General features: G+C 70.8%; 23 protein-coding genes. 17 read left to right on the forward strand and 6 right to left on the reverse strand.

The window, feature by feature from the left end; translation table 11 throughout:
- Positions 1 to 175 precede the first annotated feature (175 nt).
- The 5 genes from arc (at position 176) to prcA (ending at position 5,928) form a co-directional block, all read left to right on the forward strand.
- On the forward strand, positions 176 to 1,942 hold the full coding sequence (gene arc / locus EIZ62_RS26785; protein ID WP_156695246.1) for a proteasome ATPase: 1,767 nt from the start codon (positions 176 to 178) through the stop codon (positions 1,940 to 1,942).
- Between the two features lie 272 nt (positions 1,943 to 2,214).
- Positions 2,215 to 3,726, forward strand: a complete 1,512-nt coding sequence (dop, locus tag EIZ62_RS26790; protein ID WP_341873986.1) for a depupylase/deamidase Dop — start codon at positions 2,215 to 2,217, stop codon at positions 3,724 to 3,726.
- Between the two features lie 193 nt (positions 3,727 to 3,919).
- Positions 3,920 to 4,138, forward strand: a complete 219-nt coding sequence (locus EIZ62_RS26795) for a ubiquitin-like protein Pup (RefSeq protein ID WP_011027899.1) — start codon at positions 3,920 to 3,922, stop codon at positions 4,136 to 4,138.
- Positions 4,139 to 4,286: 148 nt separating this feature from the next.
- Positions 4,287 to 5,132, forward strand: a complete 846-nt coding sequence (prcB, locus tag EIZ62_RS26800; RefSeq protein ID WP_156695247.1) for a proteasome subunit beta — start codon at positions 4,287 to 4,289, stop codon at positions 5,130 to 5,132.
- Between the two features lie 34 nt (positions 5,133 to 5,166).
- Positions 5,167 to 5,928, forward strand: a complete 762-nt coding sequence (prcA, locus tag EIZ62_RS26805; RefSeq protein WP_156695248.1) for a proteasome subunit alpha — start codon at positions 5,167 to 5,169, stop codon at positions 5,926 to 5,928.
- A gap of 627 nt (positions 5,929 to 6,555) precedes the next feature.
- On the opposite strand, the gene EIZ62_RS26810 is transcribed toward prcA, so the two are convergent.
- Positions 6,556 to 7,647, reverse strand: coding sequence for a LacI family DNA-binding transcriptional regulator (locus EIZ62_RS26810; protein ID WP_156695249.1), 1,092 nt, complete (start codon positions 7,645 to 7,647; stop codon positions 6,556 to 6,558).
- Positions 7,648 to 7,771: 124 nt separating this feature from the next.
- Here EIZ62_RS26810 and EIZ62_RS26815 point away from each other — a divergent pair, with 124 nt between their 5' ends.
- The 11 genes from EIZ62_RS26815 (at position 7,772) to EIZ62_RS26865 (ending at position 19,165) form a co-directional block, all read left to right on the forward strand.
- Complete coding sequence (locus EIZ62_RS26815) at positions 7,772 to 9,052, forward strand: MFS transporter (protein ID WP_156695250.1); 1,281 nt, start codon at positions 7,772 to 7,774, stop codon at positions 9,050 to 9,052.
- Positions 9,053 to 9,061: 9 nt separating this feature from the next.
- On the forward strand, positions 9,062 to 10,423 hold the full coding sequence (pafA, locus tag EIZ62_RS26820; RefSeq protein WP_073758312.1) for a Pup--protein ligase: 1,362 nt from the start codon (positions 9,062 to 9,064) through the stop codon (positions 10,421 to 10,423).
- A 190-nt stretch (positions 10,424 to 10,613) separates the two neighbouring features.
- Positions 10,614 to 11,594 carry an FKBP-type peptidyl-prolyl cis-trans isomerase gene (locus tag EIZ62_RS26825; RefSeq protein WP_156695251.1) on the forward strand — a complete coding sequence of 327 codons (981 nt, stop codon included), beginning with the start codon at positions 10,614 to 10,616 and terminating at the stop codon, positions 11,592 to 11,594.
- Between the two features lie 46 nt (positions 11,595 to 11,640).
- The gene (locus tag EIZ62_RS26830) at positions 11,641 to 12,015 is read left to right on the forward strand and encodes an FKBP-type peptidyl-prolyl cis-trans isomerase (RefSeq protein WP_156695252.1); all 375 of its coding nucleotides are present in this window, start codon (positions 11,641 to 11,643) and stop codon (positions 12,013 to 12,015) included.
- 147 nt (positions 12,016 to 12,162) lie between these two features.
- Entirely contained in the window at positions 12,163 to 13,119 is a 957-nt protein-coding gene (locus tag EIZ62_RS26835; protein ID WP_156695253.1) for a helix-turn-helix transcriptional regulator, read from the forward strand.
- A gap of 16 nt (positions 13,120 to 13,135) precedes the next feature.
- On the forward strand, positions 13,136 to 14,092 hold the full coding sequence (locus EIZ62_RS26840; protein WP_156695254.1) for a helix-turn-helix transcriptional regulator: 957 nt from the start codon (positions 13,136 to 13,138) through the stop codon (positions 14,090 to 14,092).
- Positions 14,093 to 14,192: 100 nt separating this feature from the next.
- On the forward strand, positions 14,193 to 14,459 hold the full coding sequence (locus EIZ62_RS26845; protein WP_425281850.1) for a hypothetical protein: 267 nt from the start codon (positions 14,193 to 14,195) through the stop codon (positions 14,457 to 14,459).
- Positions 14,460 to 14,479: 20 nt separating this feature from the next.
- Positions 14,480 to 14,677 carry a hypothetical protein gene (locus tag EIZ62_RS26850; RefSeq protein ID WP_156695256.1) on the forward strand — a complete coding sequence of 66 codons (198 nt, stop codon included), beginning with the start codon at positions 14,480 to 14,482 and terminating at the stop codon, positions 14,675 to 14,677.
- 222 nt (positions 14,678 to 14,899) lie between these two features.
- Positions 14,900 to 15,181 (forward strand): Sec-independent protein translocase subunit TatA, encoded by a 282-nt coding sequence (gene tatA, locus EIZ62_RS26855; protein ID WP_156695257.1) that lies wholly within the window; start codon positions 14,900 to 14,902, stop codon positions 15,179 to 15,181.
- A gap of 49 nt (positions 15,182 to 15,230) precedes the next feature.
- Complete coding sequence (gene tatC / locus EIZ62_RS26860) at positions 15,231 to 16,187, forward strand: twin-arginine translocase subunit TatC (RefSeq protein ID WP_156695258.1); 957 nt, start codon at positions 15,231 to 15,233, stop codon at positions 16,185 to 16,187.
- Between the two features lie 158 nt (positions 16,188 to 16,345).
- Positions 16,346 to 19,165 carry a DEAD/DEAH box helicase gene (locus EIZ62_RS26865; RefSeq protein WP_156695259.1) on the forward strand — a complete coding sequence of 940 codons (2,820 nt, stop codon included), beginning with the start codon at positions 16,346 to 16,348 and terminating at the stop codon, positions 19,163 to 19,165.
- A 79-nt stretch (positions 19,166 to 19,244) separates the two neighbouring features.
- On the opposite strand, the gene EIZ62_RS26870 is transcribed toward EIZ62_RS26865, so the two are convergent.
- The 5 genes from EIZ62_RS26870 to EIZ62_RS26890 all read right to left on the reverse strand — a co-directional run bounded on the left by EIZ62_RS26870 (position 19,245) and on the right by EIZ62_RS26890 (position 23,379).
- Positions 19,245 to 20,018 (reverse strand): ADP-ribosylglycohydrolase family protein, encoded by a 774-nt coding sequence (locus tag EIZ62_RS26870; protein WP_244375979.1) that lies wholly within the window; start codon positions 20,016 to 20,018, stop codon positions 19,245 to 19,247.
- 33 nt (positions 20,019 to 20,051) lie between these two features.
- Positions 20,052 to 21,404, reverse strand: coding sequence for a DUF8189 domain-containing protein (locus EIZ62_RS26875; RefSeq protein ID WP_156695261.1), 1,353 nt, complete (start codon positions 21,402 to 21,404; stop codon positions 20,052 to 20,054).
- A 241-nt stretch (positions 21,405 to 21,645) separates the two neighbouring features.
- Positions 21,646 to 21,846 carry an ADP-ribosylglycohydrolase family protein gene (locus EIZ62_RS32185; protein ID WP_156695262.1) on the reverse strand — a complete coding sequence of 67 codons (201 nt, stop codon included), beginning with the start codon at positions 21,844 to 21,846 and terminating at the stop codon, positions 21,646 to 21,648.
- Positions 21,847 to 21,850: 4 nt separating this feature from the next.
- Entirely contained in the window at positions 21,851 to 22,402 is a 552-nt protein-coding gene (locus tag EIZ62_RS26885; RefSeq protein ID WP_156695263.1) for an ABA4-like family protein, read from the reverse strand.
- Positions 22,399 to 23,379: a hypothetical protein gene (locus tag EIZ62_RS26890; RefSeq protein WP_244375981.1), complete on the reverse strand. Its 981-nt coding sequence runs from the start codon at positions 23,377 to 23,379 to the stop codon at positions 22,399 to 22,401. Before EIZ62_RS26890 ends, EIZ62_RS26885 begins: the two co-directional genes overlap by 4 nt.
- Before the next feature lie 119 nt (positions 23,380 to 23,498).
- On the opposite strand from EIZ62_RS26890, the gene EIZ62_RS26895 reads away from it, so the two are divergent.
- The gene (locus tag EIZ62_RS26895; RefSeq protein ID WP_156695264.1) at positions 23,499 to 24,200 is read left to right on the forward strand and encodes a MerR family transcriptional regulator; all 702 of its coding nucleotides are present in this window, start codon (positions 23,499 to 23,501) and stop codon (positions 24,198 to 24,200) included.
- Positions 24,201 to 24,291 lie beyond the last annotated feature (91 nt).

The following is a 24,291-nucleotide window of genomic DNA, read 5'->3' on the forward strand; positions in this document are numbered from 1 at the left end:
CCATACAACCGCCCGCTTTCAAGTGTTGATGGGTGGGTATCCCCCTGATGCGAGGGAGAGCGCAAGGGTGAAGATCGGACACACCCCGAGAGTCTTTGTGATCTAGGGGTTTCAATCATCACCAGCCCAGGTAGGGTCAGGAAGCGTCCAGCTCCCCTTGGAGGAGGTGAGGACCGTGGCAGCCCACGACGACGACATCAACCGCGGCATCCGGCCGGGGCGGGGGTCTGAAGACCCTGCCGGCCAGGTTGCCTATCTCGAGCAGGAAATCGCCGTCCTGCGACGTAAGCTCGCCGACTCTCCGCGTCACACGAGGATTCTCGAAGAGCGGATCGTCGAGCTGCAGACCAACCTGGCCGGCGTGTCCGCGCAGAACGAGCGACTCGCCAACACGCTCCGTGAGGCCCGCGACCAGATCGTGGCCCTCAAGGAGGAGGTCGACCGGCTCGCGCAGCCACCGGCCGGCTTCGGTGTGTTCCTGCAGTCGAACGAGGACGGCACGTGCGACATCTTCACCGGGGGCCGCAAGCTCCGGGTGAACGTCAGCCCCAGCGTCGAGCTCGACGAGCTCCGGCGCGGCCAGGAACTGATGCTCAACGAAGCGCTCAACGTGGTCGAGGCCATGGAGTTCGAGCGCGCCGGGGACATCGTCACCCTCAAGGAGATCCTCGAGGACGGCGAGCGCGCCCTGGTGATCGGGCACACCGACGAGGAGCGGGTGGTGAGGCTCGCCGAGCCGCTGCTGGACACCACCATCCGCCCCGGCGACGCCCTGCTGCTGGAGCCCAGGTCCGGCTACGTCTACGAGGTGATCCCGAAGAGCGAGGTCGAGGAGCTCGTCCTCGAGGAGGTCCCGGACGTCGACTACACGAAGATCGGTGGTCTGGGGAACCAGATCGAACTGATCCGTGACGCGGTCGAGCTTCCGTACCTCTACCCCGACCTCTTCCAGGAGCACGAGCTGCGGCCGCCGAAGGGAATCCTCCTCTACGGCCCGCCCGGCTGCGGCAAGACGCTGATCGCGAAGGCCGTCGCCAACTCCCTTGCCAAGAAGGTCGCCGAGGTGACCGGGCAGCCCGCGGGGAAGAGCTACTTCCTCAACATCAAGGGCCCCGAGCTCCTCAACAAGTACGTCGGCGAGACCGAGCGGCACATCCGCCTGGTCTTCCAGCGTGCTCGTGAGAAGGCGAGCGAGGGCACCCCGGTGATCGTCTTCTTCGACGAGATGGAGTCCCTCTTCCGCACCCGTGGCTCCGGTGTCAGCTCGGACGTGGAGAACACCATCGTCCCGCAGCTGCTCGCCGAGATCGACGGTGTGGAGGGCCTGGAGAACGTCATCGTCATCGGCGCCTCCAACCGCGAGGACATGATCGACCCCGCCATCCTCCGGCCGGGCCGTCTCGACGTGAAGATCAAGATCGAGCGTCCGGACGCCGAGGCCGCGAAGGACATCTTCGCCAAGTACCTGACATCCTCGCTGCCGCTGCACTCCGACGACCTGGCCGAGCACAATGGGTCCAAGGAAGCCGCGGCCCAGGCGATGATCCAGTCGGTCGTGGAGCAGATGTACGCGGAGTCGGAGGAGAACCGGTTCCTCGAGGTCACGTACGCCAACGGCGACAAGGAAGTCCTGTACTTCAAGGACTTCAATTCCGGCGCGATGATCCAGAACATCGTCGACCGGGCGAAGAAGATGGCCATCAAGGCCTTCCTCGACCACAACCAGAAGGGCCTCCGGGTCTCCCACCTCCTCCAGGCCTGCGTGGACGAGTTCAAGGAGAACGAGGACCTGCCGAACACCACCAACCCGGACGACTGGGCCCGGATCTCCGGAAAGAAGGGCGAGCGGATCGTATTCATCCGCACACTCGTCACCGGAAAGCAGGGCGCCGACACCGGTCGGTCCATCGACACGGTGGCGAACACCGGTCAGTACCTGTAGAGCGCGATTCCGGCTGCGGGTGCCCCGGATTTCCCCGCCCTCGGGCGGGGAAGGGCATCCGCGGCCGGTCGCATTCACGGTCCTGGCCACCATTCCGACCACACCGCAGCAATGACGCAATTGATCTCCCCACCAGCGCGGAGGCGTTCTAGGCTCTTCCGTACCGCCGAGTCGCGCAGTGCGGGGACGGGCACCGCACACGCACCGGAGAAGCAGCAGCGGTACTTGAGCGCCGTTCCCGGACGGGGACGCCGCCGGGCAAGGAGGGCCGCATGACCGTACGGCGAGTAATGGGCATCGAGACGGAGTACGGGATCTCCGTCCCCGGTCACCCGAACGCCAATGCCATGCTCACCTCGTCCCAGATCGTCAACGCCTACGCGGCGGCGATGCACCGGGCGCGGCGCGCCCGCTGGGACTTCGAGGAGGAGAATCCGCTGCGGGACGCCCGCGGCTTCGACCTCGCCCGCGAGGCCGCCGATTCCAGCCAGCTCACGGACGAGGACATCGGCCTGGCCAATGTGATCCTCACCAATGGCGCACGGCTCTACGTCGACCACGCCCACCCCGAGTACAGCGCGCCCGAGGTCACCAATCCGCGCGACGCCGTCCTGTGGGACAAGGCCGGCGAGCGGATCATGGCGGAGGCCGCGGAGCGGGCGGCCCAGCTCCCGGGCGCCCAGCCGATCCACCTCTACAAGAACAACACCGACAACAAGGGCGCCTCCTACGGCACGCACGAGAACTACCTGATGAAGCGGGAGACCCCCTTCTCGGACATCGTGCGCCACCTGACGCCCTTCTTCGTCTCCCGCCAGGTCGTCACGGGCGCCGGCCGCGTCGGCATCGGGCAGGACGGGCACGAGCACGGCTTCCAGCTCAGCCAGCGAGCCGACTACTTCGAGGTCGAGGTCGGCCTGGAGACCACGCTCAAGCGCCCGATCATCAACACCCGGGACGAGCCCCACGCCGACGCCGAGAAGTACCGCCGGCTCCATGTGATCATCGGCGACGCCAACCTCTCCGAGATCTCGACGTACCTCAAGCTGGGCACGACGGCCCTGGTGCTGTCGATGATCGAGGACGGCTTCATCACGGTCGACCTGGCCGTCGACCAGCCGGTGCGCACCCTGCACCAGGTGTCCCACGACCCGTCCCTCCAGTACCTGATCACGCTCCGCAGCGGCCGCACCCTCACCGCCGTACAACTCCAGATGGAGTACTTCGAGCTGGCCCGCAAGTACGTCGAGGAGCGGTTCGGCGCCGACGCCGACGAGCAGACCAAGGACGTGCTGGTCAGGTGGGAGGACACGCTCAACCGGCTGGAGAACGATCCGATGAGCCTGGCCGGTGAGCTGGACTGGGTCGCCAAGCGCGAGCTCATGGAGGGCTACCGTCGGCGGGACGACCTGGACTGGGACGCCGCCCGGCTGCACCTGGTGGACCTCCAGTACGCCGACGTGCGCCCCGACAAGGGCCTCTACAACCGTCTGGTGGCCCGTGGGCGGATGAAGCGGCTGCTGGACGAGGAAACGGTCACGCGGGCCCAGTCGAAGCCTCCTGAGGACACCAGGGCCTATTTCCGGGGCCGGTGCCTGGAGCAGTACGCCGACGACGTCGCCGCGGCCTCCTGGGACTCGGTGATCTTCGACCTGCCGGGCCGTGACTCCCTGCAGCGCGTACCGACGCTGGAACCGTTGCGCGGTACACGTAACCATGTGAAGGAGCTCCTGGACCGGTGCCGCACGGCCGAGGACCTGGTCCGCGTGCTGTCCGGCCACTGAGCGGGGCGCCGGCCGGTCACGGCCGGTGACGCGACCGAGTGCTCGTACGAAAAGAGCTTGGCCCGGCGATCTACGGGAATCATGGGGATACTCCCCGGACGTCGAAGAAAGTCCGGGCCGATGTCAGACCGTCCTTGTAGGGTCTGATCTTGAGAGACCGAACCAAGCGGGCAAACCGAGCGGGGTGAGGCACATGGCGACCAAGGACACCGGCGGCGGGCAGCAGAAGGCCACACGTTCCACCGAGGAGGTCGAGGAGCAGGCGCAGGACGCGCAGGCGTCCGAGGACCTCAAGGAGCGCCAGGAGAAGCTGTCCGACGACGTCGACTCCGTACTCGACGAGATCGACGACGTCCTCGAGGAGAACGCCGAGGACTTCGTACGGTCCTTCGTGCAAAAGGGCGGAGAGTAGCGCTCGTTGTCGTTCCGGTGCCGCCGGTGGAAGCCGACGGCACCGGGACGGATGACCGGCGACGGCACGGGTAAGGTCCGTGCACAGCACGCATGATCGGCCCGGCCGCCGCAGCGGCGGGCCGCCGCCTCATTTCGGAAGGAAACGCGTGGAAGCCAACCCTCGTAGCACCGGGCGTCTGCCGGCAGCCTTCCTGACGCCCGGCTCCTCCTCGTTCATGGACTTCCTGGCCGACCACTCGCCCGAGCTGCTGCCCGGGAAGCGGACGCTGCCGCCCCTGCAGGGCGCCATCGAAGCCCCGCACGGCACGACCATCGTCGCCACCACCTTCCCCGGCGGTGTGGTGCTCGCCGGTGACCGCCGCGCCACGATGGGCAACATGATCGCCCAGCGCGACATCGAGAAGGTGTTCCCGGCCGACGAGTACTCGGCGGTGGGCATCGCCGGCACCGCCGGTCTCGCCGTGGAGATGGTGAAGCTCTTCCAGCTGGAGCTGGAGCACTTCGAGAAGGTCGAGGGGGTCCAGCTCTCCCTGGAGGGCAAGGCGAACCGCCTCTCCACGATGATCCGCAGCAACCTCGGCATGGCCATGCAGGGCCTCGCCGTCGTGCCGCTCTTCGCCGGCTGGGACATCGAGCGAGAGAAGGGCCGCATCTTCAGTTACGACGTGACGGGCGGCCGGTCCGAGGAGCACGGCTTCGCCGCCACCGGCTCCGGCTCGATCTTCGCCCGGGGCGCGATGAAGAAGCTCTACCGCGACGACCTGACGGAGCAGCAGGCCATCACCCTGGTCGTGCAGGCGCTCTACGACGCGGCGGACGACGACTCGGCGACCGGCGGCCCCGACGTGGCCCGGCGGATCTACCCGATCGTCACCGTGATCACCGACGAGGGCTTCCGCCGGCTCACCGAGGCCGAGTCCTCCGAGACCGCCCGCGCGATCCTGGAGCGCCGCCTCGAACAGCCCGACGGCCCGCGCGCCGCGCTGCTCTGATGTTTGCCCACCTGAAGAAAGGGACGGATAGCCGGTGACGACGCCGTTCTATGTCTCGCCCGCCCAGGCCATGCAGGACCGGGCGGAATACGCCCGCAAGGGCATCGCCCGTGGACGCAGCCTGGTTGTGCTGCAGTACGCCGACGGCATCGTCTTCGTCGGTGAGAACCCGTCCCGTGCGCTGCACAAGTTCAGCGAGATCTACGACCGGATCGGTTTCGCCGCGGCCGGTAAGTACAACGAGTACGAGAACCTGCGGATCGGCGGCGTGCGGTACGCGGACCTGCGCGGGTACACCTACGACCGTGACGACGTGACGGCCCGCGGCCTCGCCAACGTCTACGCCCAGACGCTGGGCACCATCTTCTCCAGCGCGGGCGAGAAGCCCTACGAGGTGGAGCTGGTCGTCGCCGAGGTGGGCACCTCCCCCGAGGGCGACCAGATCTACCGCCTGCCGCACGACGGATCGATCGTGGACGAGCACGGCTCGGTCGCGGTCGGCGGCAACGCCGAGCAGATCAGCAGCTTCCTCGACCAGCGGCACCGCGACGGCATGTCGCTCGCCGAGGCGCTGAAGCTGGCCGTGCAGGCACTGTCCAGGGACACCAACGGCAGCGAGCGGGAGATCCCCGCGGAGCGGCTCGAGGTGGCGATCCTGGACCGCACGCGCCCGCAGCAGCGCAAGTTCAAGCGGATCGTGGGACGCCAGCTGTCCCGCCTCCTGGAGGCGGACGCCGCGGCGTCCACCCCCACCGACGCGCCCTCCGACGAGGAGCCGGAGGAGTCGGAGGACTGACCCCCGGCCCGCCCGGTTCCTTCGTGCCCCGGTGCCCCGGATCGCTTTGCGGTCCGGGGCACCGGTGTGTTCGGGGGTTCCCTGGACCGCGGCGCCCCGGCGCCGCGGTCCGGTGCCGCGTTGCACGGTCGGCGTGCCGGGTGGGCGGCCAGAGCCGGTGGCGGGGCGCCGGGCGGGCGAGGAGTGGGGCGCCGGGCGTCCGGCGTGTCGGGGCTCTGCGGTGCCGCCGCAGCTGGAGCGCGTCGGGGCGTGGGCGTGGCCGGGCGGGCGAGGAGTGGGCGGGACGCCGGTGTGCCTGCGGCGGCCTGGCGGCGTGTGCGGGGCCGCGGCGGGACCGGCCGGGTAGTGCAGGGCGTGGGCCGGCTCACCTGCATGGGGGCCGTACCGGGCGGGTGGCCTGGGGCATGGCCCCGGTGCGCCCGCAGCGGCCTGGCGGCGTGTGGCGGCCAGGCGGGCGCGGGCCGGCCGACCGGCATGGGGCCGGACCGGGTAGGTGGCCTGGGGCATGGCCCCAGTGCGCCGGCAGCGGCCCGGCCGCGCGGGCGGGGCCGCGCGGGACCTGCCTGGTGCGGGCGGGGCGCTCGGGTCCCCGCGCCGGTCGCGCCGAAGCGGGGCGCTCCGGGGGCGTCAGGGGGCCGGGGACGGGCCGGTGGAGCCGCGGGGCATCAGGGTGACCGGGAGGTCGCCGCCCTGCGGTGGGCGGCCCGCCAGGACGTCCAGCAGGGCCGTCATACCGCGCTCGCCGATCCGTTCCGCCGGGAGCCGGACCGTGGTCAGCTCGGGTTCGACCGCCGTGGCGAGCGCCAGGTCGTCGAAGCCGGTCACCGACACGTCCTCCGGCACCCGGAGCCCCAGCCGGCGTACCGCCTTGCAGGCGCCCGCCGCCACGATGTCGTCGTCGCAGATCAGTGCCGTCGGGCGCGGCCCGGGCGCGGTCAGAGCCCGCTCGGCGGCCTCACGCGCCCCGTTCACCTCCAGCGGCGCCGGGACGGTCGTCACGGACACGTCGCTCAGGCCGCCCAGGCGGGCGGCGAGGGCTCCGCCGCGGACGTGGAACGTCCAGGACGGCACGGCGGACGACAGGTGGACGAAGCGACGGTGACCCAGCGCCAGGAGATGGTCCGTCACCTGCCGCATGCCGTCGCCGATGTCGAGGTTGACGTGGGCGGCGGCGTCCGCGTCCGCCGGGTCGCTGTCCAGCATCACCAGCGGCAGGTCGGTGCCGCGGATCGCCCGCAGCGCGTCGGCGGCCATCGAGGAGGCGATCACCCCGTCGAGCGCCGCCCGCGCGGACGCGAACGGGTCCCTCGCCGGGCCGACGCCCTCGGGGGAGGGGTAGAGGACCACCCCGAACCCGTGCCGGGCGGCCACGGCGGCGGCACCCGTGTAGACGCGGGCGAAGAACTCGTTGGTGAGCGCGGGCACCACCAGCAGCGCGGTCCTGGTGCGCCCCAGGCGGAGGTTGCGCGCCGCGAGATTGGGCCGGTAGCCCAGCTCGCCGGCCGCCTCCCGCACGAGCCGCGCGGTGCGCTCCGAGACCCGCCCGCGCCACTTGTCGCCGAGGACCAGCGACACGGTCGCCTGGGACACCCCCGCGACCCGGGCGACGTCACGGCTGGTGGGGCGGGCGGGGACCGGAGCCGGTTCCTCCGGCGCGCCCGCGGGGCCGGTCGCCGGCGGGGACGAGGGGTCGGGGGCCGCTGGGTCCGGGTGGTGCACGCACGCCTCCGCTTTCGGTGATCACGACCGCGGGGGTGGACCCGCCGGATGCCGACATGGTACGTATGACGAAGGTAGTTATACGTAAAACCTCGGGCTGAGTACCGGGGGAGAGGGGCAGCACATGGCCGCCGCACCGGGCGGGTACGCCGACATCCTGAAGGCACCCCACGCCGCCAGGCTGCTCATAGGCACCCTCATAGGGCGCCTCCCCAACGGCACGGGCCCCATCGCCATCATGGTGTTCACCCGCGCCGAGGGAGGCAGCTACAGCCTCGCCGGCGGGCTCGCCGCCGTGTACGGCATCGGCAACGCCATCGGCCAGCCCCTCCTCGGCCGCGCCGTCGACCTCTACGGCCAGCCCCGCGTCCAGCTGCCCTCGGCGCTGGTCTCCGCGCTCGGCATGGCCCTGCTGGTCCTCACCGGCACCGACCCGCTGCCGCTCGCCTACGCGGCCGTCGCCGTCGCCGGGCTGTTCACCCCGCCCCTGGAGGGCGGCCTGCGCGCGCTGTGGCCCAGCGTCCTGGGCGGCGAGGGCCGGGTCCACCGGGCGTACGCCATGGACGCGGTCGCCCAGGAGGTGATGTTCACCGTCGGGCCCCTGCTCGTCACGCTCATGGTCGCCCTCTGGTCGCCGGCCGCCGCCGTACTCCTGATCAACGGGATCGGCGTGCTCGGCGCGCTCTCCGTCGTCCTGTCCGCCCCGTCCCGCGCCTGGCGTTCCGCGCCGCGCGAGGCCCACTGGCTCGGCGCCCTGCGGTCACCCGGACTGCTCGCCCTGCTCGGCTCCTTCTTCTTCGTCGGCCTCGCCATGGGCTCGATCACGGTCGCCGGGATCGCCTACGCGGAGGACCACGGCAACGAGTCCGTCTACGGCTGGCTCATGGCCGCGCTCGGCCTGGGCGCCCTCGTGGGCGGTGTCTTCTACGGGGCCCGCCACTGGGCCGGCGCCCCGGAGCGGCGGCTGCGGGTGCTCGTCGGGCTGCTGGCGCTGGGCTACCTGCCGCTGACGCTGACCCCGGGCGTGGTCGCGATGACCGCCCTGGCCGCCCTCGCGGGCGTCTTCCTGGCGCCCGCCATCGCCTGCGCGTTCATCGTCGTCGACCGGCACGCCCCGCGCGGCACGGTCACCGAGGCGTTCTCCTGGCTGGTCACCACCTTCGGCGTGGGCGCCGCCGCCGGAACGGCTGTCGCCGGACCGGTGGTCCAGCTCTCCGGAACCACCGCCAGTTTCGCCGTCGCGGGCGCCGGCGGATTCGTCGCCCTGCTGGTCCTCATGGCCACCCAGCGCGTACTCGCGGTTCCGCTGCGCGGTGCCCCGCACACCGGAGATGTCGTGGCGGGATCGGAAAATGATCGAAACGGTGCCGTCGAACCCGGTTTCAGCGCACGCCCTCAGGCGTAATGTTCAGTCATGGACCGCCGCATTTTCGGGCTGGAGAACGAGTACGGCGTCACGTGCACGTTCAGGGGACAGCGCCGACTGTCTCCTGACGAAGTGGCGCGCTACCTCTTCCGCCGTGTCGTGTCATGGGGCCGCAGCAGCAACGTCTTCCTGCGGAACGGCGCCCGCCTCTACCTCGACGTGGGATCGCATCCGGAATACGCAACTCCCGAATGCGACAACGTGACCGAACTGGTCACCCACGACAAGGCCGGCGAGCGCATTCTCGAGGGCCTGCTCGTCGACGCCGAACGCCGCCTGCACGAGGAGGGAATCGCGGGCGACGTCTACCTGTTCAAGAACAACACCGACTCGGCGGGAAACTCCTACGGCTGCCACGAGAACTATCTCGTCGCCCGTCACGGAGAGTTCTCGCGTCTCGCGGACATCCTCATTCCCTTCCTCGTCACCCGGCAGCTGCTCTGCGGCGCCGGGAAGGTGCTGCAGACACCGCGCGGCGCCGTCTACTGCGTCAGCCAGCGTGCCGAGCACATCTGGGAGGGCGTCAGCTCCGCGACGACCCGCTCCCGGCCCATCATCAACACCCGGGACGAACCGCACGCCGACGCCGAGCGGTACCGCCGCCTGCACGTCATCGTCGGTGACTCGAACATGTCCGAGACGACCATGCTGCTGAAGGTCGGCGCCACCGACCTCGTCCTGCGCATGATCGAGGCGGGCACCGTGATGCGCGACCTCACCCTGGAGAACCCGATCCGGGCGATCCGCGAGGTCAGCCACGACATCACCGGCCAGCGCAAGGTCCGGCTCGCCAGCGGGCGCGAGGCCTCCGCCCTGGAGGTGCAGCGCGAGTACTACGAGAAGGCGGCCGACTTCGTCGACCGGCGCGGCATCCGCACCGGCACCGTCGCCCAGGTCCTGGAGCTGTGGGGCCGCACCCTGGACGCCATCGAGGAGGAGGACCTCGACCGGATCGGCACCGAGATCGACTGGGTCATGAAGTACAAGCTGCTGGAGCGGTACCGCGCCAAGCACAACATGACCATGTCGCACCCGAGGGTCGCCCAGATAGACCTCGCCTACCACGACATCCACCGCCGGCGCGGCCTCTACTACCTGCTGGAGAAGAAGGGACAGGCCGCCCGGATCTGCAACGACCTGAAGATCTTCGAGGGCAAGTCGGTGCCCCCGCAGACCACCCGGGCGCGGCTCCGCGGCGACTTCATCCGCCGGGCGCAGGAGCAGCGCCGGGACTTCACGGTGGACTGGGTGCACCTCAAGCTCAACGACCAGGCGCAGCGCACCGTGCTGTGCAAGGACCCCTTCCGGTCGGTGGACGACCGGGTGGAGAAGCTCATCGCAGGAATGTGATCCGGAGCGCTCCGGGCGGCCCGCGGGGCCCGTCCGGAGCGGGGACCGGGGGCTGTGAGGCGTCGTGCGTTGCTCGTACGGCGCCTCACGCACGCCGTAGAGTCACGCCGTAGAGTGACGCGACACCCTCGCGAACTCGACTGCGAAGACCTACAGATCCCGAGATCCCGACCAAGATACGAGGCATTCCGTGCGCCGTCGCTCCCTCCTCCTCGCCGTCCCCGCCGGCCTGCTCACCCTCGCGGGGTGCGGCGACGACAAGGCCGACAAGGCCAAGACCGACGAGAGCCCGTCCACGTCCCCGGAGCCCTCCGCCAAGATCGTGGACGGTCCGCTGCCGGCCGTCACCGCGGGCACCAAGTTCGGCCAGAAGCCGACCGTCGCCAAGGGCCCCGGCGAGCCGTCTCCCGACCTCGCCGTGAAGACGCTGATCACGGGCACGGGCCAGAAGGTGGCCAAGGGCGACTACCTCCAGTTCGACTACCTCGGTCAGATCTGGGACACCGCCAAGGTCTTCGACAACAGCTACGACCGCAAGGCGCCCCTGACCAGCGCCATCGGCGTCGGGCAGCTCATCCCCGGCTGGGACCGGGCGCTGCCCGGCAAGACCGTCGGCAGCCGCGTCGAGCTGGCCATCCCGCCGGCCCTCGGTTACGGGACGCAGGGCAACCCCCAGGGCGGCATCAAGGGCACCGACACCCTCGTCTTCGTGGTCGACATCCGGGGCACGTTCAACAACAAGAGCTCCTCCAAGGGCCGCGAGGTCGCCCAGGACAACATCGACCTGCCCAAGGTCGGCACCAACACCGACGGCGCGGCCCCCTCCATCGACGTACCGAAGAAGCCCGCGCCGAAGGAGCTCGTCGCGAAGTACGTCCTGGAGGGCGACGGCCCGGTCGTCAAGCCCACGGACAAGCTGCTGCTCCAGTACAAGGGCGTCCTGTGGGAGGGCGGCAAGGAGTTCGACTCCAGCTACAAGAGCGGGCAGCTCGCCGAGTTCCCCCTCCAGAGCCTGATCAAGGGCTGGCAGCAGGGCCTCGCGGGCAAGAAGGCCGGCAGCCGCGTCATGCTCGTCGTCCCGCCGGAGCTGGGCTACGGAGCCCAGGCGTCCGGGGACATCCCCGCCAACTCGACCCTGGTCTTCTCGCTCGACATCCTCGCCGTGATGTAAGACTGTCCCGGTTGATCAGTACATCTTTTGAGGAGCACTGTTTCTCGTGAACATCGACAAGCCCGAGATCGACTTCCCGGAGGGCCCGGCCCCGACCGAGCTCCAGATCGAGGAGATCTGGGAGGGCGACGGCGCCGTGGCCCAGGCCGGTGCCATGGTCAAGGTCCACTACGTGGGCGTGGCCTTCTCCACCGGCGAGGAGTTCGACGCGTCCTGGAACCGCGGCACCCCGCTGCAGTTCCAGCTCGGCGCCGGCCAGGTCATCCCGGGCTGGGACCAGGGCGTGCAGGGCATGAAGGTCGGCGGCCGTCGCAAGCTGACCATCCCCGCGCACCTCGCGTACGGCGACCGCGGCGCCGGCGGCGGCCGCATCGCCCCGGGTGAGACGCTGATCTTCGTCTGCGACCTGGTCGCCGCCTGACCGGTGACGCCGAGGGCCCGTGCCGCGCGGCACGGGCCCTTCGCATGTCCGCACTCCGGAGCGACTTTTGCCGCGACACCCCGGGGCGGTACGTTGAGCGGGAAAAGTGACTCCGGGTGACTCCACAAGAAGAGGTGCGGCGCGTCGATGGCCATTGCCAAGGCCGAGCGGCTGATGAACCTGGCGCTGTGCCTGCTGGGGACCAGGCGCCCACTCAGCAAGCGGGAACTGCGCAGCTCGATCGAGGCCTACCTGGAAGCCGGCTCCGACGACGCCTTCAACCGCATGTTCGAGCGCGACAAGGACGATCTGCGCGAACTCGGCCTCGTCATCGAGACCGTGGAGAACCTCGACGGTGACACCGGCTACCTCGCCCGCCGCGACTCCAACCGGCTGCCCCCCATCCAGCTCGACGCCGAGGAGGCCGCCGCGCTCGGCCTGGCCGCCAAGGTCTGGCAGCAGGCCCGCCTCGCCGGCGCCGCCAGCGGCGCCCTCCAGAAGCTGCGCGCCGCCGGCATGCCCGAGGCGGGCGACACGTACGACACCCCGCACAGCGCCCTCGAACCGCGCATTCCCGTCCACGAGGCGGCCTTCGAGCCGCTGATGCTGGCCTGCCGCGACCGGCGCCCCGTGGTCTTCGAGTACCGCAAGGCCAACGCCGCCCGCCCCGAGGCCCGCCACGTGGAGCCCTGGACGCTGGAGTGCTGGCGGGGTCACTGGTACCTGGCCGGCTGGGACCGCGAGCGGGGCGCCGAGCGCGTGTTCCGGCTCTCCCGGATCACCGGCAGGGTCCGGTCCCGCGCCGGTGCCTTCACCGCGCCCGTACCGGACGTGTCGACCGTACGCGAGACGGTCGAGAGCTGGGCGGGGGAGACGGCCACCCGCTCCGCGCGGATCCGGCTGCGCACCGACTGCGGCTACCCGCTGCGCGCCCGCGCCCTGTCGGTGCGTGAGCTGGGCGACGGCTGGGACGAGCTGGAGATCCCGTACGGGCACGGCCTGGACGCCTGGCTCGTGGAGTTCGGGCCGGACGTGGTCGTGCTGGAGCCCGCTGATCTGCGGGCCGACGTGGTGGACCGGCTGCGTGCCGTGGCCAAGGGCTGAGGGGGACGGGGAGACGATGGCCGCGAACGCGATCGACCAGACCAGGCGGATGCTGTCGCTGGTGACCTACCTGCGGGAGCGCCCCGGCGCCCATGTCGGGGACGTCGCCCGGGCGTTCGGCATCACCGAGGACGAGCTGATCTCGGACCTCGACGTGCTGCCCATGTGCGGGACCAGCTTCCGCGGCGGCGACCTGCTCGACATCGACACCGACGGCGAGCAGATCTGGTGGCACAACCCGGACGACGTGGCCGAGCCGCTGCGGCTCGCCGCCGACGAGGCGACCGCGCTGCTGGTCGCGGCACGGGCCGTCGCCACCCTGCCCGGGCTGCGCGAGGGCGACCGGGAGGCGCTGCTGCGGGCCACCGCCAAGCTGGAGGCAGCGGCAGGCGAGGCGGCCGGGGCCAGCTCCCGGCTCTCGGTGACCTTCGAGTCCGAGGGCGGCGTCTTCGCCGAGGTCGACCGGGCCATCTCGGAACGGCGCCGACTGTGGGTGCGGTACTACTCGCCGGCGCGGGACGAGCTCACGGAGCGCGAGGTCGACCCCATCCGGCTGTTCGCCGTCGGCCACACCTACATGGAGGCCTGGTGCCGGCTGTCCGAGGCGCGGCGGACCTTCCGCCTCGACCGGGTGGCCGAGATCCGGCTGCTCGACGAGCCGTCCGCGCCGCCCGAGATCGAGCTGCGCGACCTGTCCGAGGGCCTGGTCCAGCCGTCCGCCGACGACCCGGAGGTCATGGTCGAGGTCGGTCCGGGCGGCCGCTGGGTGGCCGAGTACTACCCGCACGACAGCGCGGAGGAGCTGCCCGACGGGGGCCTGCGCATCACCCTGCGGACGCCGGACCCGGCGTCGCTGCGGCGGCTGGCCCTGCGCCTGGGCCGGGAGGGCCGGATCGTCTCCCCGCCGGAGCTGGCGGCGAGCGCCCGGCAGGCGGCGTGCGAGGCGCTGGCCGCGTACGGGGACCAGGCGTAGGCGGGATTCTGCCGGCGGGACGGGGTGCGGGGGCGCGGGGGGTGCGGCCTTGGGCGGCGGGCGACCGGCTGGGGGAGTGGTGCGGAGAGAGCTGAGGGAATTGAGGAAATTGTCCGTGACGTCCGGAACTATCGTGTCGCCGCCGGCCCCGGTCCTCTTCAAGGCCGCCTGCCCCGAGTGCCAGGCCCGCTGCGAACTGTCCGCCGGCTCCCTGCGCCTCGCCATCGGCGCCAGCCGCCGGACCACTTTCTACTCCTTCACCTGCCCCGAGTGCGGCTCCGCCGTCCGCAAGCCGGCCGGTGACCGCATCGTCGAACTCCTCACGGGCGGCGGCGTGCGGACCCTGCGCCTCCACTCCACCGTCTGAGCGTCGTCTAGGCTCTGCGCATGTTCTGGCCCATGCTCGCCATCGCCCTGGGGTTCCTCGGTATCGCCGTGCTCGGCGTCCTCGGCATCCGGGTCTTCGTCGAGGCCCAGCGCCTCGGCCGCCAAGTGACGCACACCACACAGCGGATCAACCGTGCGGCCGAGGACCTGGAACGGGCGGCCACCGATCTGGCCCGCACCGGCGACACCTTGCGGTGACGACGCCGTCTCCTCGGGCCCGGCCGCGAGGAGTACGCTGCTTGTTCCGGCGCGTGAACGGCACAGGCCCACAGGCGCCGGCCCGGAACGCGGAGTACGCACAGGGATTGCCCGGCGTTTACCCGTGCGAGTTACGATCCTTGCAGCACGGGGCTGGACAACGGTCCGGTCGCAGAGGTAAGTCCCACTCCCCCAGCCGCCTCGGTGAGAAGGAAGTCGCACATGATCGGCAATCTGAAGCCCCTCGAGATCGTTCTGATCATCGTAGTCATCCTGCTGCTCTTCGGTGCCAAGAAGCTCCCTGAGATGGCGCGTTCGCTGGGCAAGTCGGCCCGCATCCTCAAGAGCGAGGCGAAGGCCATGAAGAAGGACGACGCCGAGTCCGCCCCGGCCTCCACCACGGACCAGGCCGCCCAGCAGGCCGCCCCGCGCACGATCCAGGCCGCGCCCGGCGACGTGAGCAGCGCCCGCCCGGTCGCCGAGCAGAACACCACCAAGAGCTGACGCACACGCGCTGACGGCTGCCGCACTCGCACGAGACAAGGGAAGTGGGTTGCTCAAGTCTGCCCGCAAGCGGGAGAAGGACGACGAGGGGCGGATGCCCCTCGCCGAGCATTTGCGTGAACTGCGGAACCGGCTTCTGAAGTCGGTTATCGCCATTGCGGTAGCGGTGATCGTCGCGGCCTTCTTCCAGAAGGACATCTTCGAATTCCTGATGAGGCCGATCCTGGAGTCGGTGGGCTGTGCCAATGGCCAGCTGGTCACCAGGGACGGACGGCCGTGCGCGGACATGACGACGAACGGTCTGCTCTCGCCGTTCACCATCGCGCTCAAGGTGGCGCTGATGGCCGGTGTCCTGGTGGCCACCCCGGTCTGGCTGTACCAGCTCTGGGCCTTCGTCGCCCCCGGTCTGCACCACAAGGAGAAGCGCTACGCCCTCGGCTTCGCCGCCATCGGTGTGCCGCTCTTCGTCCTCGGTGCGTACGTCGCGTACACGATCCTTCCGCAGACCGCCGAGATCATGCTGAGCTTCACGCCGGAAGGCGCGAAGAACCTACTGCCGCTCGACGACTACCTCGACCTGATCACCCGCATGGTGGTGGTGTTCGGACTGGCCTTCGAGCTGCCCCTGCTGCTGATCCTGCTCAACTTCACCGGCGTCCTGACCGGGCGGCGGATGTTGCACTGGTGGCGCGGCATGATCATCGGCTTGACGGCCTTCGCCGCGATCGCCACGCCCGGCGGCGACCCCCTCTCGATGATCCTGCTGGCCGGACCGCTTGCGGTGCTCTACTTCATCGCGGTCGCGGTGTCCCTGCTCAATGACCGGCGCCGGCGTTTCGGCAACCCCGACCGGGGCCTCTCCGACGACGAGGCCTCCCAGCTGGACCTCACCCCCGAGGCCATCGGCGCGGTCGAAGCCGTACCCACCGCCCCGGCACTGCCCGAGCAGGCGGACGGCGGCCGGTCGCAGCGGCTGAACGGCAGCGGGTACGACGACGTCACCTGACCGGTGCGCGGCGGCAGCGACACCCCGTGACGAAAGGCCCTCCAGGTGCACCTGGAGGGCCTTGTGCCGTTCCCGGGGCGTGAGGCTCCGGTCACGGTCTGCCGAGCTGATTAAAGATCGGCTGACTGTCAGTGCCGGCGGGTAGGCTCGATAGCAAGATGACAGAAGAACTCACACCCGCGGAGGCGTACGCGGCCGCCCGGCTCCGTGCCGCCGAAGAGGCAACCGCGCTCGCTCCCTTCCGCGCCCTGTACGACTTCGAGCTGGACCCGTTCCAGATCGAGGCATGCCAGGCCCTCGAGGCCGGCAAGGGCGTACTCGTCGCGGCACCCACCGGCTCGGGCAAGACCATCGTCGGTGAGTTCGCCGTGCACCTCGCCCTGGAGCAGGGGCGCAAGTGCTTCTACACCACGCCCATCAAGGCCCTGTCGAACCAGAAGTACGCCGACCTGGTCAAGCGGTACGGGGCGGGCAAGGTCGGCCTGCTCACCGGGGACAACAGCGTCAATTCCGAGGCGCCGGTGGTCGTGATGACCACCGAGGTCCTGCGCAACATGCTGTACGCGGGCTCCCAGTCCCTCCGCGGCCTGGGCTATGTGGTGATGGACGAGGTGCACTACCTCTCCGACCGGTTCCGCGGGGCCGTCTGGGAGGAAGTGATCATTCACCTCCCCGAGTCGGTGACCCTGGTGTCGCTCTCCGCGACCGTGTCGAACGCCGAGGAGTTCGGTGACTGGCTGGACACGGTCCGTGGCGACACCGAGGTGATCGTCTCGGAGAGCCGGCCCGTGCCGCTGTGGCAGCACGTCCTGGCGGGGCGCCGGATCTACGACCTCTTCGAGGAGGAGACCGACCACGGCGGGCGCGGCTCCGGCCGGCGCGAGGTCAACCCCGACCTGATCCGCCTGGCCCGGATGGAGAACTCGCGCCCGATGGGCGGCCGTGACCGGCGCCGGGGACGGGAGGCCGACCGCGAGCGTGAGCGGCGCCAGCGCTCGCGGATCTGGACACCGGGACGCCCCGAGGTCATCGAGCGGCTGGACGCCGAGGGGCTGCTGCCCGCCATCACGTTCATCTTCAGCCGCGCCGGCTGCGAGGCCGCCGTACAGCAGTGCCTCTACGCGGGGCTCCGCCTCAACGACGAGGCCGGGCGCGCCCGGGTCCGGGAGATCGTCGAGGAGCGCACCGCCTCCATCCCCACCGAGGACCTGCACGTCCTCGGGTACTACGAATGGCTGGAAGGCCTGGAGCGGGGCATCGCCGCGCACCACGCCGGCATGCTGCCGACCTTCAAGGAAGTCGTCGAGGAGCTGTTCGTACGCGGCCTGGTCAAGGCCGTGTTCGCCACCGAGACACTGGCGCTCGGCATCAACATGCCCGCGCGGTCGGTGGTGTTGGAGAAGCTCGTCAAGTGGAACGGCGAGCAGCACGCCGACATCACCCCCGGTGAGTACACCCAGCTGACCGGGCGCGCCGGGCGGCGCGGCATCGACGTCGAGGGCCACGCGGTCGTGCTCTGGCAGCGCGGCATGGACCCCGGCCACCTCGCGGGCCTGGCCGGCACCCGTACGTATCCGCTGCGCTCCAGCTTCAAGCCCTCGTACAACATGGCGGTCAACCTGGTCGACCAGTTCGGCCGGCACCGCTCGCGCGAGCTGCTGGAGACGTCGTTCGCGCAGTTCCAGGCGGACCGGTCCGTGGTCGGCATCTCCCGCCAGGTCCAGCGCAACGAGGAGGGTCTCGAGGGTTACCGGGAGGGCATGACGTGCCACCTCGGGGACTTCGAGGAGTACGCGCGGCTGCGCCGCGAACTCAAGGACCGTGAGACGGAGCTGGCCAAACAGGGCGCCGCGCAGCGCCGGGTGGCGGCCGCCACGTCGCTGGAGCGGCTCAAGCCGGGTGACGTCATCCATGTGCCGACCGGCAAGTTCGCCGGGCTGGCGCTGGTGCTGGACCCCGGGCTGCCCGCCGGGCGGGCCAACGGGCACCGGGGCTTCGAGCACCAGGACGGCCCGCGCCCGCTCGTGCTCACCGCCGAACGGCAGGTCAAGCGGCTGGCGTCGATCGACTTCCCGGTGCCGGTCGAACCGCTGGAGCGCATGCGCATCCCCAAGTCGTTCAACCCTCGGTCCCCGCAGTCCCGGCGCGACCTCGCGTCCGCGCTGCGGACCAAGGCCGGGCACATAGCGCCGGAGCGGCACCGCAAGCAGCGCTCCGCGGCGGCCGACGACCGCGAGATCGCCCGCTTGCGCACCGCCCTGCGCGCCCATCCGTGCCACGGGTGCGACGAGCGGGAGGACCACGCACGGTGGGCCGAGCGGTACCACCGGCTCCAGCGCGACACCAAGCAGCTGGAGCGGCGGATCGAGGGGCGTACCAACACGATCGCCCGCACCTTCGACCGGATCGTCGCCCTCCTGACGGAGATGGACTACCTGCGCGGCAACGAGGTCACGGAACACGGCAAGCGGCTCGCCCGGCTCTACGGCGAACTGGACCTGCTGGCCAGCGAGTGCCTGCGCGACGGCGTCTGGGAGGGGCTCAACCCCGCCGAACTGGCCGCGTGCGTCTCCGCCCTGGTCTTCGAGGCCCGGCAGTCGGACGACGCGGTGGCGCCGAAGCTCCCGTCGGGCAAGGCCAAGGCCGCGCTCGGCGAGATGGTGCGGATCTGGGGACGGCTGGACGCCCTGGAGGAGGAGTTCCGGATCAACCAGGCCGAGGGCGTCGGCCAGCGCGAGCCGGACCTCGGCTTCGCCTGGGCCGCCTACCAGTGGGCCTCCGACAAGGGCCTCGACGAAGTGCTGCGCGAGGCCGAGATGCCGGCCGGTGACTTCGTCCGCTGGTGCAAGCAGGTCATCGACGTGCTCGGGCAGATCGCGGCCGCGGCGCCGAGGGAGAACAGCACGGTTGCCAAGAACGCCCGCAAGGCGGTCGACTCGCTGCTGAGGGGAGTCGTCGCCTACAGCTCGGTGGGCTGACCCGCTCCGCCCCGCCGTACCGCACGCAGCCGGGCCCGGCCGGGAACCCCCTCGGGGGCACCCGGCCGGGCCTGCGGCGTCACCGCCCCGAGGTAGCGACGGAAGGGCCCGCCTTCGCGAGCGCCTCCGCCAGGGCGGCCAGGTCCAACGCGCGCAGCACCCGATCGCCATGGCCCGGCAGCGGTACGTGCAGCGGGCCGGTCCAGCGGGCCGGGACGGCTTCGGCCCCGTACACCGCGCCCGCCAGCATCCCCGTGACGGCCGCGACGGTGTCGGTGTCACCGCCCAGGTCGACCGCCGCCGCCAGCGACTCCTCGAAGGAACCCGTCGTCCGCAGCGCCCAGAGCGCCGAACCCAGGCACGGCCACACCGCCCCGTTGAACTCGGTGGCCTCGTCCGGGTGCCAGTCCGCGGCCAGGACGACCGCCCAGCGCGCCCGGTGGTCCGGGTGGACGGCGGCCAGGGCGTCCGGGACGGCCACGTCGGGATCGGCGCCGTCCAGGGCGGCCCGTACCAACTCGTGCAGCACGGCCGTCCCTTCCCACGCCGCCCGGTCGCCGTGCGTGAGCGCCGCGATCCGCCGGGCGGCCTCCATGGTCCCGGCCTGCCCGGCGCCCGCGAAGTACACGGCGGACGTCGCCGCCCGCATGAGCGAACCGTTGCCCGCGGCCCGCCCGTTGGTCCGGAAGTGCAGCGCCGCCGCGCGGTCCCACGGCTGACCGTTCGTCAGGACGTCCTCGGTCTGCAAGCCGACGTCCTTCGGCGCGCCGGCCGCCCACCGCCGGAACCGGTCGAACACATCTGGAAGGTCGAGCCCGTCGCGTTCCAGCAGGGACTCCCTGGCTTTGTCCACGAGATTGGACAGCAGTAGTGCAGCACTTCGGATTCAGCTGGCGTCTTCCTCGGCGGCGATCTGTGCCTGCACTTCGGCGCTGTCGGTGCCGGCGGCGCGGTTGCCGTAGCCGCGGTGAATGACCATGAGTTGGTCTTGCGTGCCGTTCTTGTCGCGGTAGACGACGACCGCTGGTCCGGCGCCGCTGGTGTGGCCGGGGAACTTCTGGTCGTCGGTCCAGGGGCCGCTGCCGGGCTTGTAGCTGGTCCACCACAGGTTCTGGTCCCCGTTGCCGTGGCCGCGGTGGACACAGTAGAGCCTGTTGTCGAAGACTGCCAGGCCGGGCCCCTCCAGGCTGGAGTGGGCGCGGAACTTGTTGTCCGAGCCCCAGCCCCCGGCGCTCGTGTAGGTGGTGTGCCACAGGGAGGTGTCGTTGCCGCTGCCTCGGTGGACCATGTGGAGCGTGCCGCCATACACCGCCAGTGCAGGGTTCGAGGCTGTGGAGTGGCGGGGGAGCGGGGTGTCTTGGGTCCAGCCCCCCGAGCTGGTGAAGGTGGTGTGCCACAGCGTGCTATCAGAGCTGGCACCCTTGTGGACGCAGTGCAGCTTCTCGTCGTACACCGCCAGAGCCGGGCCGGCAGAGCTGGAATGGGCGCCGAGCGGCCTGTCTGCGGACCAGCCCCGGCCGTCGAAGGTGGTGTGCCACAACTTGGTGTCGCTGCCGTGCCCGCGGTGAACGCAGTGCAGCTTCCCGTCGTACACCGCCAGAGCCGGGCCGGCGGCGCTGGAGTGGGCGCCGAACTCCGTGTCCACAGACCAGCCATTGTCAGGATCGAACGAGGTCCACCACAGCCGCTGGTCGTCGAAGCCGCGGTGGACGAGGATCAGACGGCTGTTGAACACCGCCGCCGCCGGGTTCGCGGCGCTGGCATGGGCCGGGAACATGGTGTCCTCGTTCCACTGAAAGTGACCGGTATCCGCGTTCCGACCGAGCACCGTCCACCACAAGTTGGGGTCCTCGGAGGGATTGATCCCGATCGGGATGAGCATCGTCGGCGAAATCCACGGCGAGACCAGCTTGCAGCCATATCCCCTCGACACCGCCTGCACCCAGACCTTCTGCGCCATGGCCGCCAGAGTGACCAGCGTCGACAGGGGCTCCTTGAGAGCTTCGCCGAGGATGTCCGCGAGGAGGTCCTTGATCTCCAGGTACGCGTCCACCGCCGCCTGGTTCAGGTGAACCTCAAAACCCCACCACTTCGCCTCGAACCGAACGGTGGCGCCCAGCGCCTCCAGCTCCTTGCGTGCGTGCTCCGCCCTTTCCGCCAGCTCCGGCGGTGGCGTGTCGTAGAGCCCGCTGCTCTGCGGCGTGCTGTCCTGGGACTCGGTGGACTGGTCAATAGCCATGATCTCCCTCTCCATTGGCGAGTGTCGTACCGGCCTGCCCGGGCTCGGTACTCGAGGACCCCGGCGGAGATCAGGATGCACACATAGCGCAGCGTGATGACTGTATAGAGTCACTGACTGGCCTCAGGGGCTACTCAATCTGGCGGAAAACAGCCATGACCGTCCATACGGTGAAAACCGAGCCGGCTGTCACCAGGCGCGGACGGGAGCGACGGCGCACGCGCCCGCCCACGGCGGTGTCCTACCTGACCTTGAGCCCCGGCACCGCGCCGAGCGACAGCCTTGCCTGCCAGGCGGTCCGCTCCCACCGGCTGTTCCCGACTGCCCCGGCCCTGCCCTCAAATCGAACGCCGACAGGCTCGAAGGGCGCGCCGAGCGCGTCCCCGACGGCTGAGCCGAGGACGGTACCGACGACATGGGCGGAGCGGAGTGCGGGTGACATGTGGTCAGGGTAGGGCGGGACGGTTGTGGGGGTCGTGGCGGTCGTGGCGGTCGTGGCGGTCGTGGCGGTCGTGGGGGTCCGGGCGCGGCGCCGCGTCTTCGGGCGCCCGGCGTGCGGCTGTGCGTCCAGTCGTGCCTCCGGCCGTGCGCGTCGCCGCCCGTACGGCCAGGAAGAGCAGCAGCCCGATGGGGGAGAGGAACACGGTCAGGACCAGCAGCGGGCCGGTGAAGGCCGGGTGGAGGCCGAGGCGGCGCGCTTCCAGGAACATCCACTGGCCGATGAGCAGGTCCCAGGCGACGACCTGCGCCCAGATGGCACCGGCTCCGTCGGCGAGGGAGGTCAGGGCGCGGAACGCCTCCAGGTCCGGTTCCCGTACGGCGACCCACAGTTCGGGGGCCACCGGGGCCGCGAGACCGAGGTAGACCAGCAGGACCGGGACGACCGTGAGGGGTGAGGCGGCGATCCGGGACGTCCAGGACCAGGCCGGCGCGAAGATCATCAGCAGCCAGACCGGTGCCGCCAGGCAGAAGGACAACTCGAAGAGGAAGACGCTCATGCCGCGTGCTCCGGGGTGGTGTCGGCGGTGGTGGTGCGGACGGGCGCGAGCGGGGGCGCGGGTGTGGGGCGGCGCAGTGCGGCCCAGCCGGCCGCCGCCGTGAGCGTGAGGACCACGGCCGCTGTGGTGAGGGTCGCCGCGTCAGGACGGATCAGCGGCTGGCCGCGCAGCGCCTGCCAGGTCAGCAGGGCCAGTACGGCCGCGTACGCCGCCGAGGCCACCAGCACCAGGCGGAGCCGGACCCGCTCGTCGCGCAGCCGGGTGACGCGCGGGGCCAGCGCGAGGAGGGCGAGCACCAGCAGCGGGAGCAGTTGCAGCGCGTGCATGCCGACGAAGTGCGGGATCCGCAGGTCGCCGCCGCCCGTCGACCAGCCGGTGAGCGGCATGCCGGGGCCGCCGTCCGGGACGCCGACGCTGTGCGCGCCGACGATCTTCGAGGCGTTGCTCCGCTGGTCGGGCGTGGGCCGTGTCATCAGGAAGCCGAGCGCGGCACCGGCCAGCGCGATGAGGGCGCCGAGCCGGATGGCCCAGGCGGAGTCCCGGTCCGCGAGCCGGGCGCGGAACAGCAGGACGGCGATGACGACGGTCGCGGCCCACAGCACGACGATGGTCGCCCCCATGACGTCGAACAGCGCGGAGTCGAGGGGCGTCTCGTGGTTGAAGTGGCTGCGCCTGCCGCGGATCACCTGTCCGGTGATCACCACCATCTCGATCGCGCTCGTCACCGCCACGACGGTGCCGGCCCACCAGCCCGCCCGGTGGAAGCGGGGGAGCAGCGAGAGCATCCAGGCCAGCGACATGGAGTAGGCGATGAACGACACGGAGAACTTGAACGGCTTGAACCAGATCGCCGACCCGACGAGGACGCGGTCGTCGACGACCATGCCGACGGCGGACACGACCGCGAGGACCGCCATCGTGGCCGAGAAGACCGTCAATGGCTTGTGCAGGCCGGCGAAGCGGCTGGGAACGGACATGTTTGATGACCCCCCTGACCATCATGGATAGTGGCACTATCCGCTATCTGATAGTGAGACTATCTAGGATGGGGAGCGAGTTGGCAAGGGCGTGACGAAACGAAGTGGGTGAAGGCGGCGTGCGCATCGGTGAGTTGAGCCGCAGGACCGGGGTCTCGGTGCCGACGGTCAAGTACTACGTACGGGAGGGACTCCTCCCGGCAGGGCGGCTGAGCAGTCCGAACCAGGCCAGCTACGACGAGTCCCACGAGCGCAGACTGCGGCTGATCCGCGCCCTCCTGGAGGTGGGCGGCCTCTCGGTCGCCGCCATCCGGGAGGTGCTCGACGCGGTCGACGACGACGACCGGCCGGTGCACAAGGTGCTGGGCGAGGCCGCCGACCGCCTCGCCCCGCGCCACGCCGGCGAACCCGACGCGGAACTGGAGGCGACTCGCGTCGCGGTGGCCGAGTTCATCGGCGAACGAGGCTGGCGGGCCAACACGGACAGCCCGCAGGCCGAGGCGCTCGCCGCAGCGCTCGCCGCGCTGCGGCGGGTCGGCCATGCCGCGTACGTCGAACTGCTGGACGACTACGCCGATGCGGCGGAGCGTGTCGCCGCCGCCGACCTCGCGTACGTGGCACGAAACGCCAAGCGCGAGGACCTGGTGGAGAGCGCGGTCATCGGCACGGTGCTGGGCGACGCGGTGTTCGCGTCGCTGCGACGCCTCGCCCACGTGGACGCCTCCGCCCGGGCGTACGGCGACAGGACCGGCATCGGTGCCCGGGGTGGCGAGGACGGCGAGGACGGCGACGCATCGGGGCCGGGGGCGGCGGCGGGGTGACGGGCGGGGGGTGACGGCGGGGGCGGAGCCTGAGCGGTTGGCGGTGCCACGCTGGGGGCGGCGCGCCCGTCGGGCGGTTCGAGCGGTGGGC

The sequence above is a fragment of the Streptomyces ficellus genome (assembly GCF_009739905.1).
Classification (GTDB): Bacteria; Actinomycetota; Actinomycetes; order Streptomycetales; family Streptomycetaceae; genus Streptomyces; species Streptomyces ficellus_A.

Coding starts and splice junctions, on each gene's coding strand:
- pafA (WP_073758312.1), top strand. CDS start 9,062: ATGGACCGCCGCATTTTCGGGCTGGAGAACGAGTACGGCGTCACGTGC.
- EIZ62_RS26890 (WP_244375981.1), bottom strand. CDS start 23,379: ATGTCCGTTCCCAGCCGCTTCGCCGGCCTGCACAAGCCATTGACGGTC.
- EIZ62_RS26815 (WP_156695250.1), top strand. CDS start 7,772: ATGGCCGCCGCACCGGGCGGGTACGCCGACATCCTGAAGGCACCCCAC.
- EIZ62_RS32185 (WP_156695262.1), bottom strand. CDS start 21,846: ATGTCACCCGCACTCCGCTCCGCCCATGTCGTCGGTACCGTCCTCGGC.
- dop (WP_341873986.1), top strand. CDS start 2,215: ATGACCGTACGGCGAGTAATGGGCATCGAGACGGAGTACGGGATCTCC.
- EIZ62_RS26795 (WP_011027899.1), top strand. CDS start 3,920: ATGGCGACCAAGGACACCGGCGGCGGGCAGCAGAAGGCCACACGTTCC.
- tatA (WP_156695257.1), top strand. CDS start 14,900: ATGATCGGCAATCTGAAGCCCCTCGAGATCGTTCTGATCATCGTAGTC.
- EIZ62_RS26850 (WP_156695256.1), top strand. CDS start 14,480: ATGTTCTGGCCCATGCTCGCCATCGCCCTGGGGTTCCTCGGTATCGCC.
- EIZ62_RS26840 (WP_156695254.1), top strand. CDS start 13,136: ATGGCCGCGAACGCGATCGACCAGACCAGGCGGATGCTGTCGCTGGTG.
- EIZ62_RS26835 (WP_156695253.1), top strand. CDS start 12,163: ATGGCCATTGCCAAGGCCGAGCGGCTGATGAACCTGGCGCTGTGCCTG.
- EIZ62_RS26865 (WP_156695259.1), top strand. CDS start 16,346: ATGACAGAAGAACTCACACCCGCGGAGGCGTACGCGGCCGCCCGGCTC.
- EIZ62_RS26885 (WP_156695263.1), bottom strand. CDS start 22,402: ATGAGCGTCTTCCTCTTCGAGTTGTCCTTCTGCCTGGCGGCACCGGTC.
- EIZ62_RS26875 (WP_156695261.1), bottom strand. CDS start 21,404: ATGGCTATTGACCAGTCCACCGAGTCCCAGGACAGCACGCCGCAGAGC.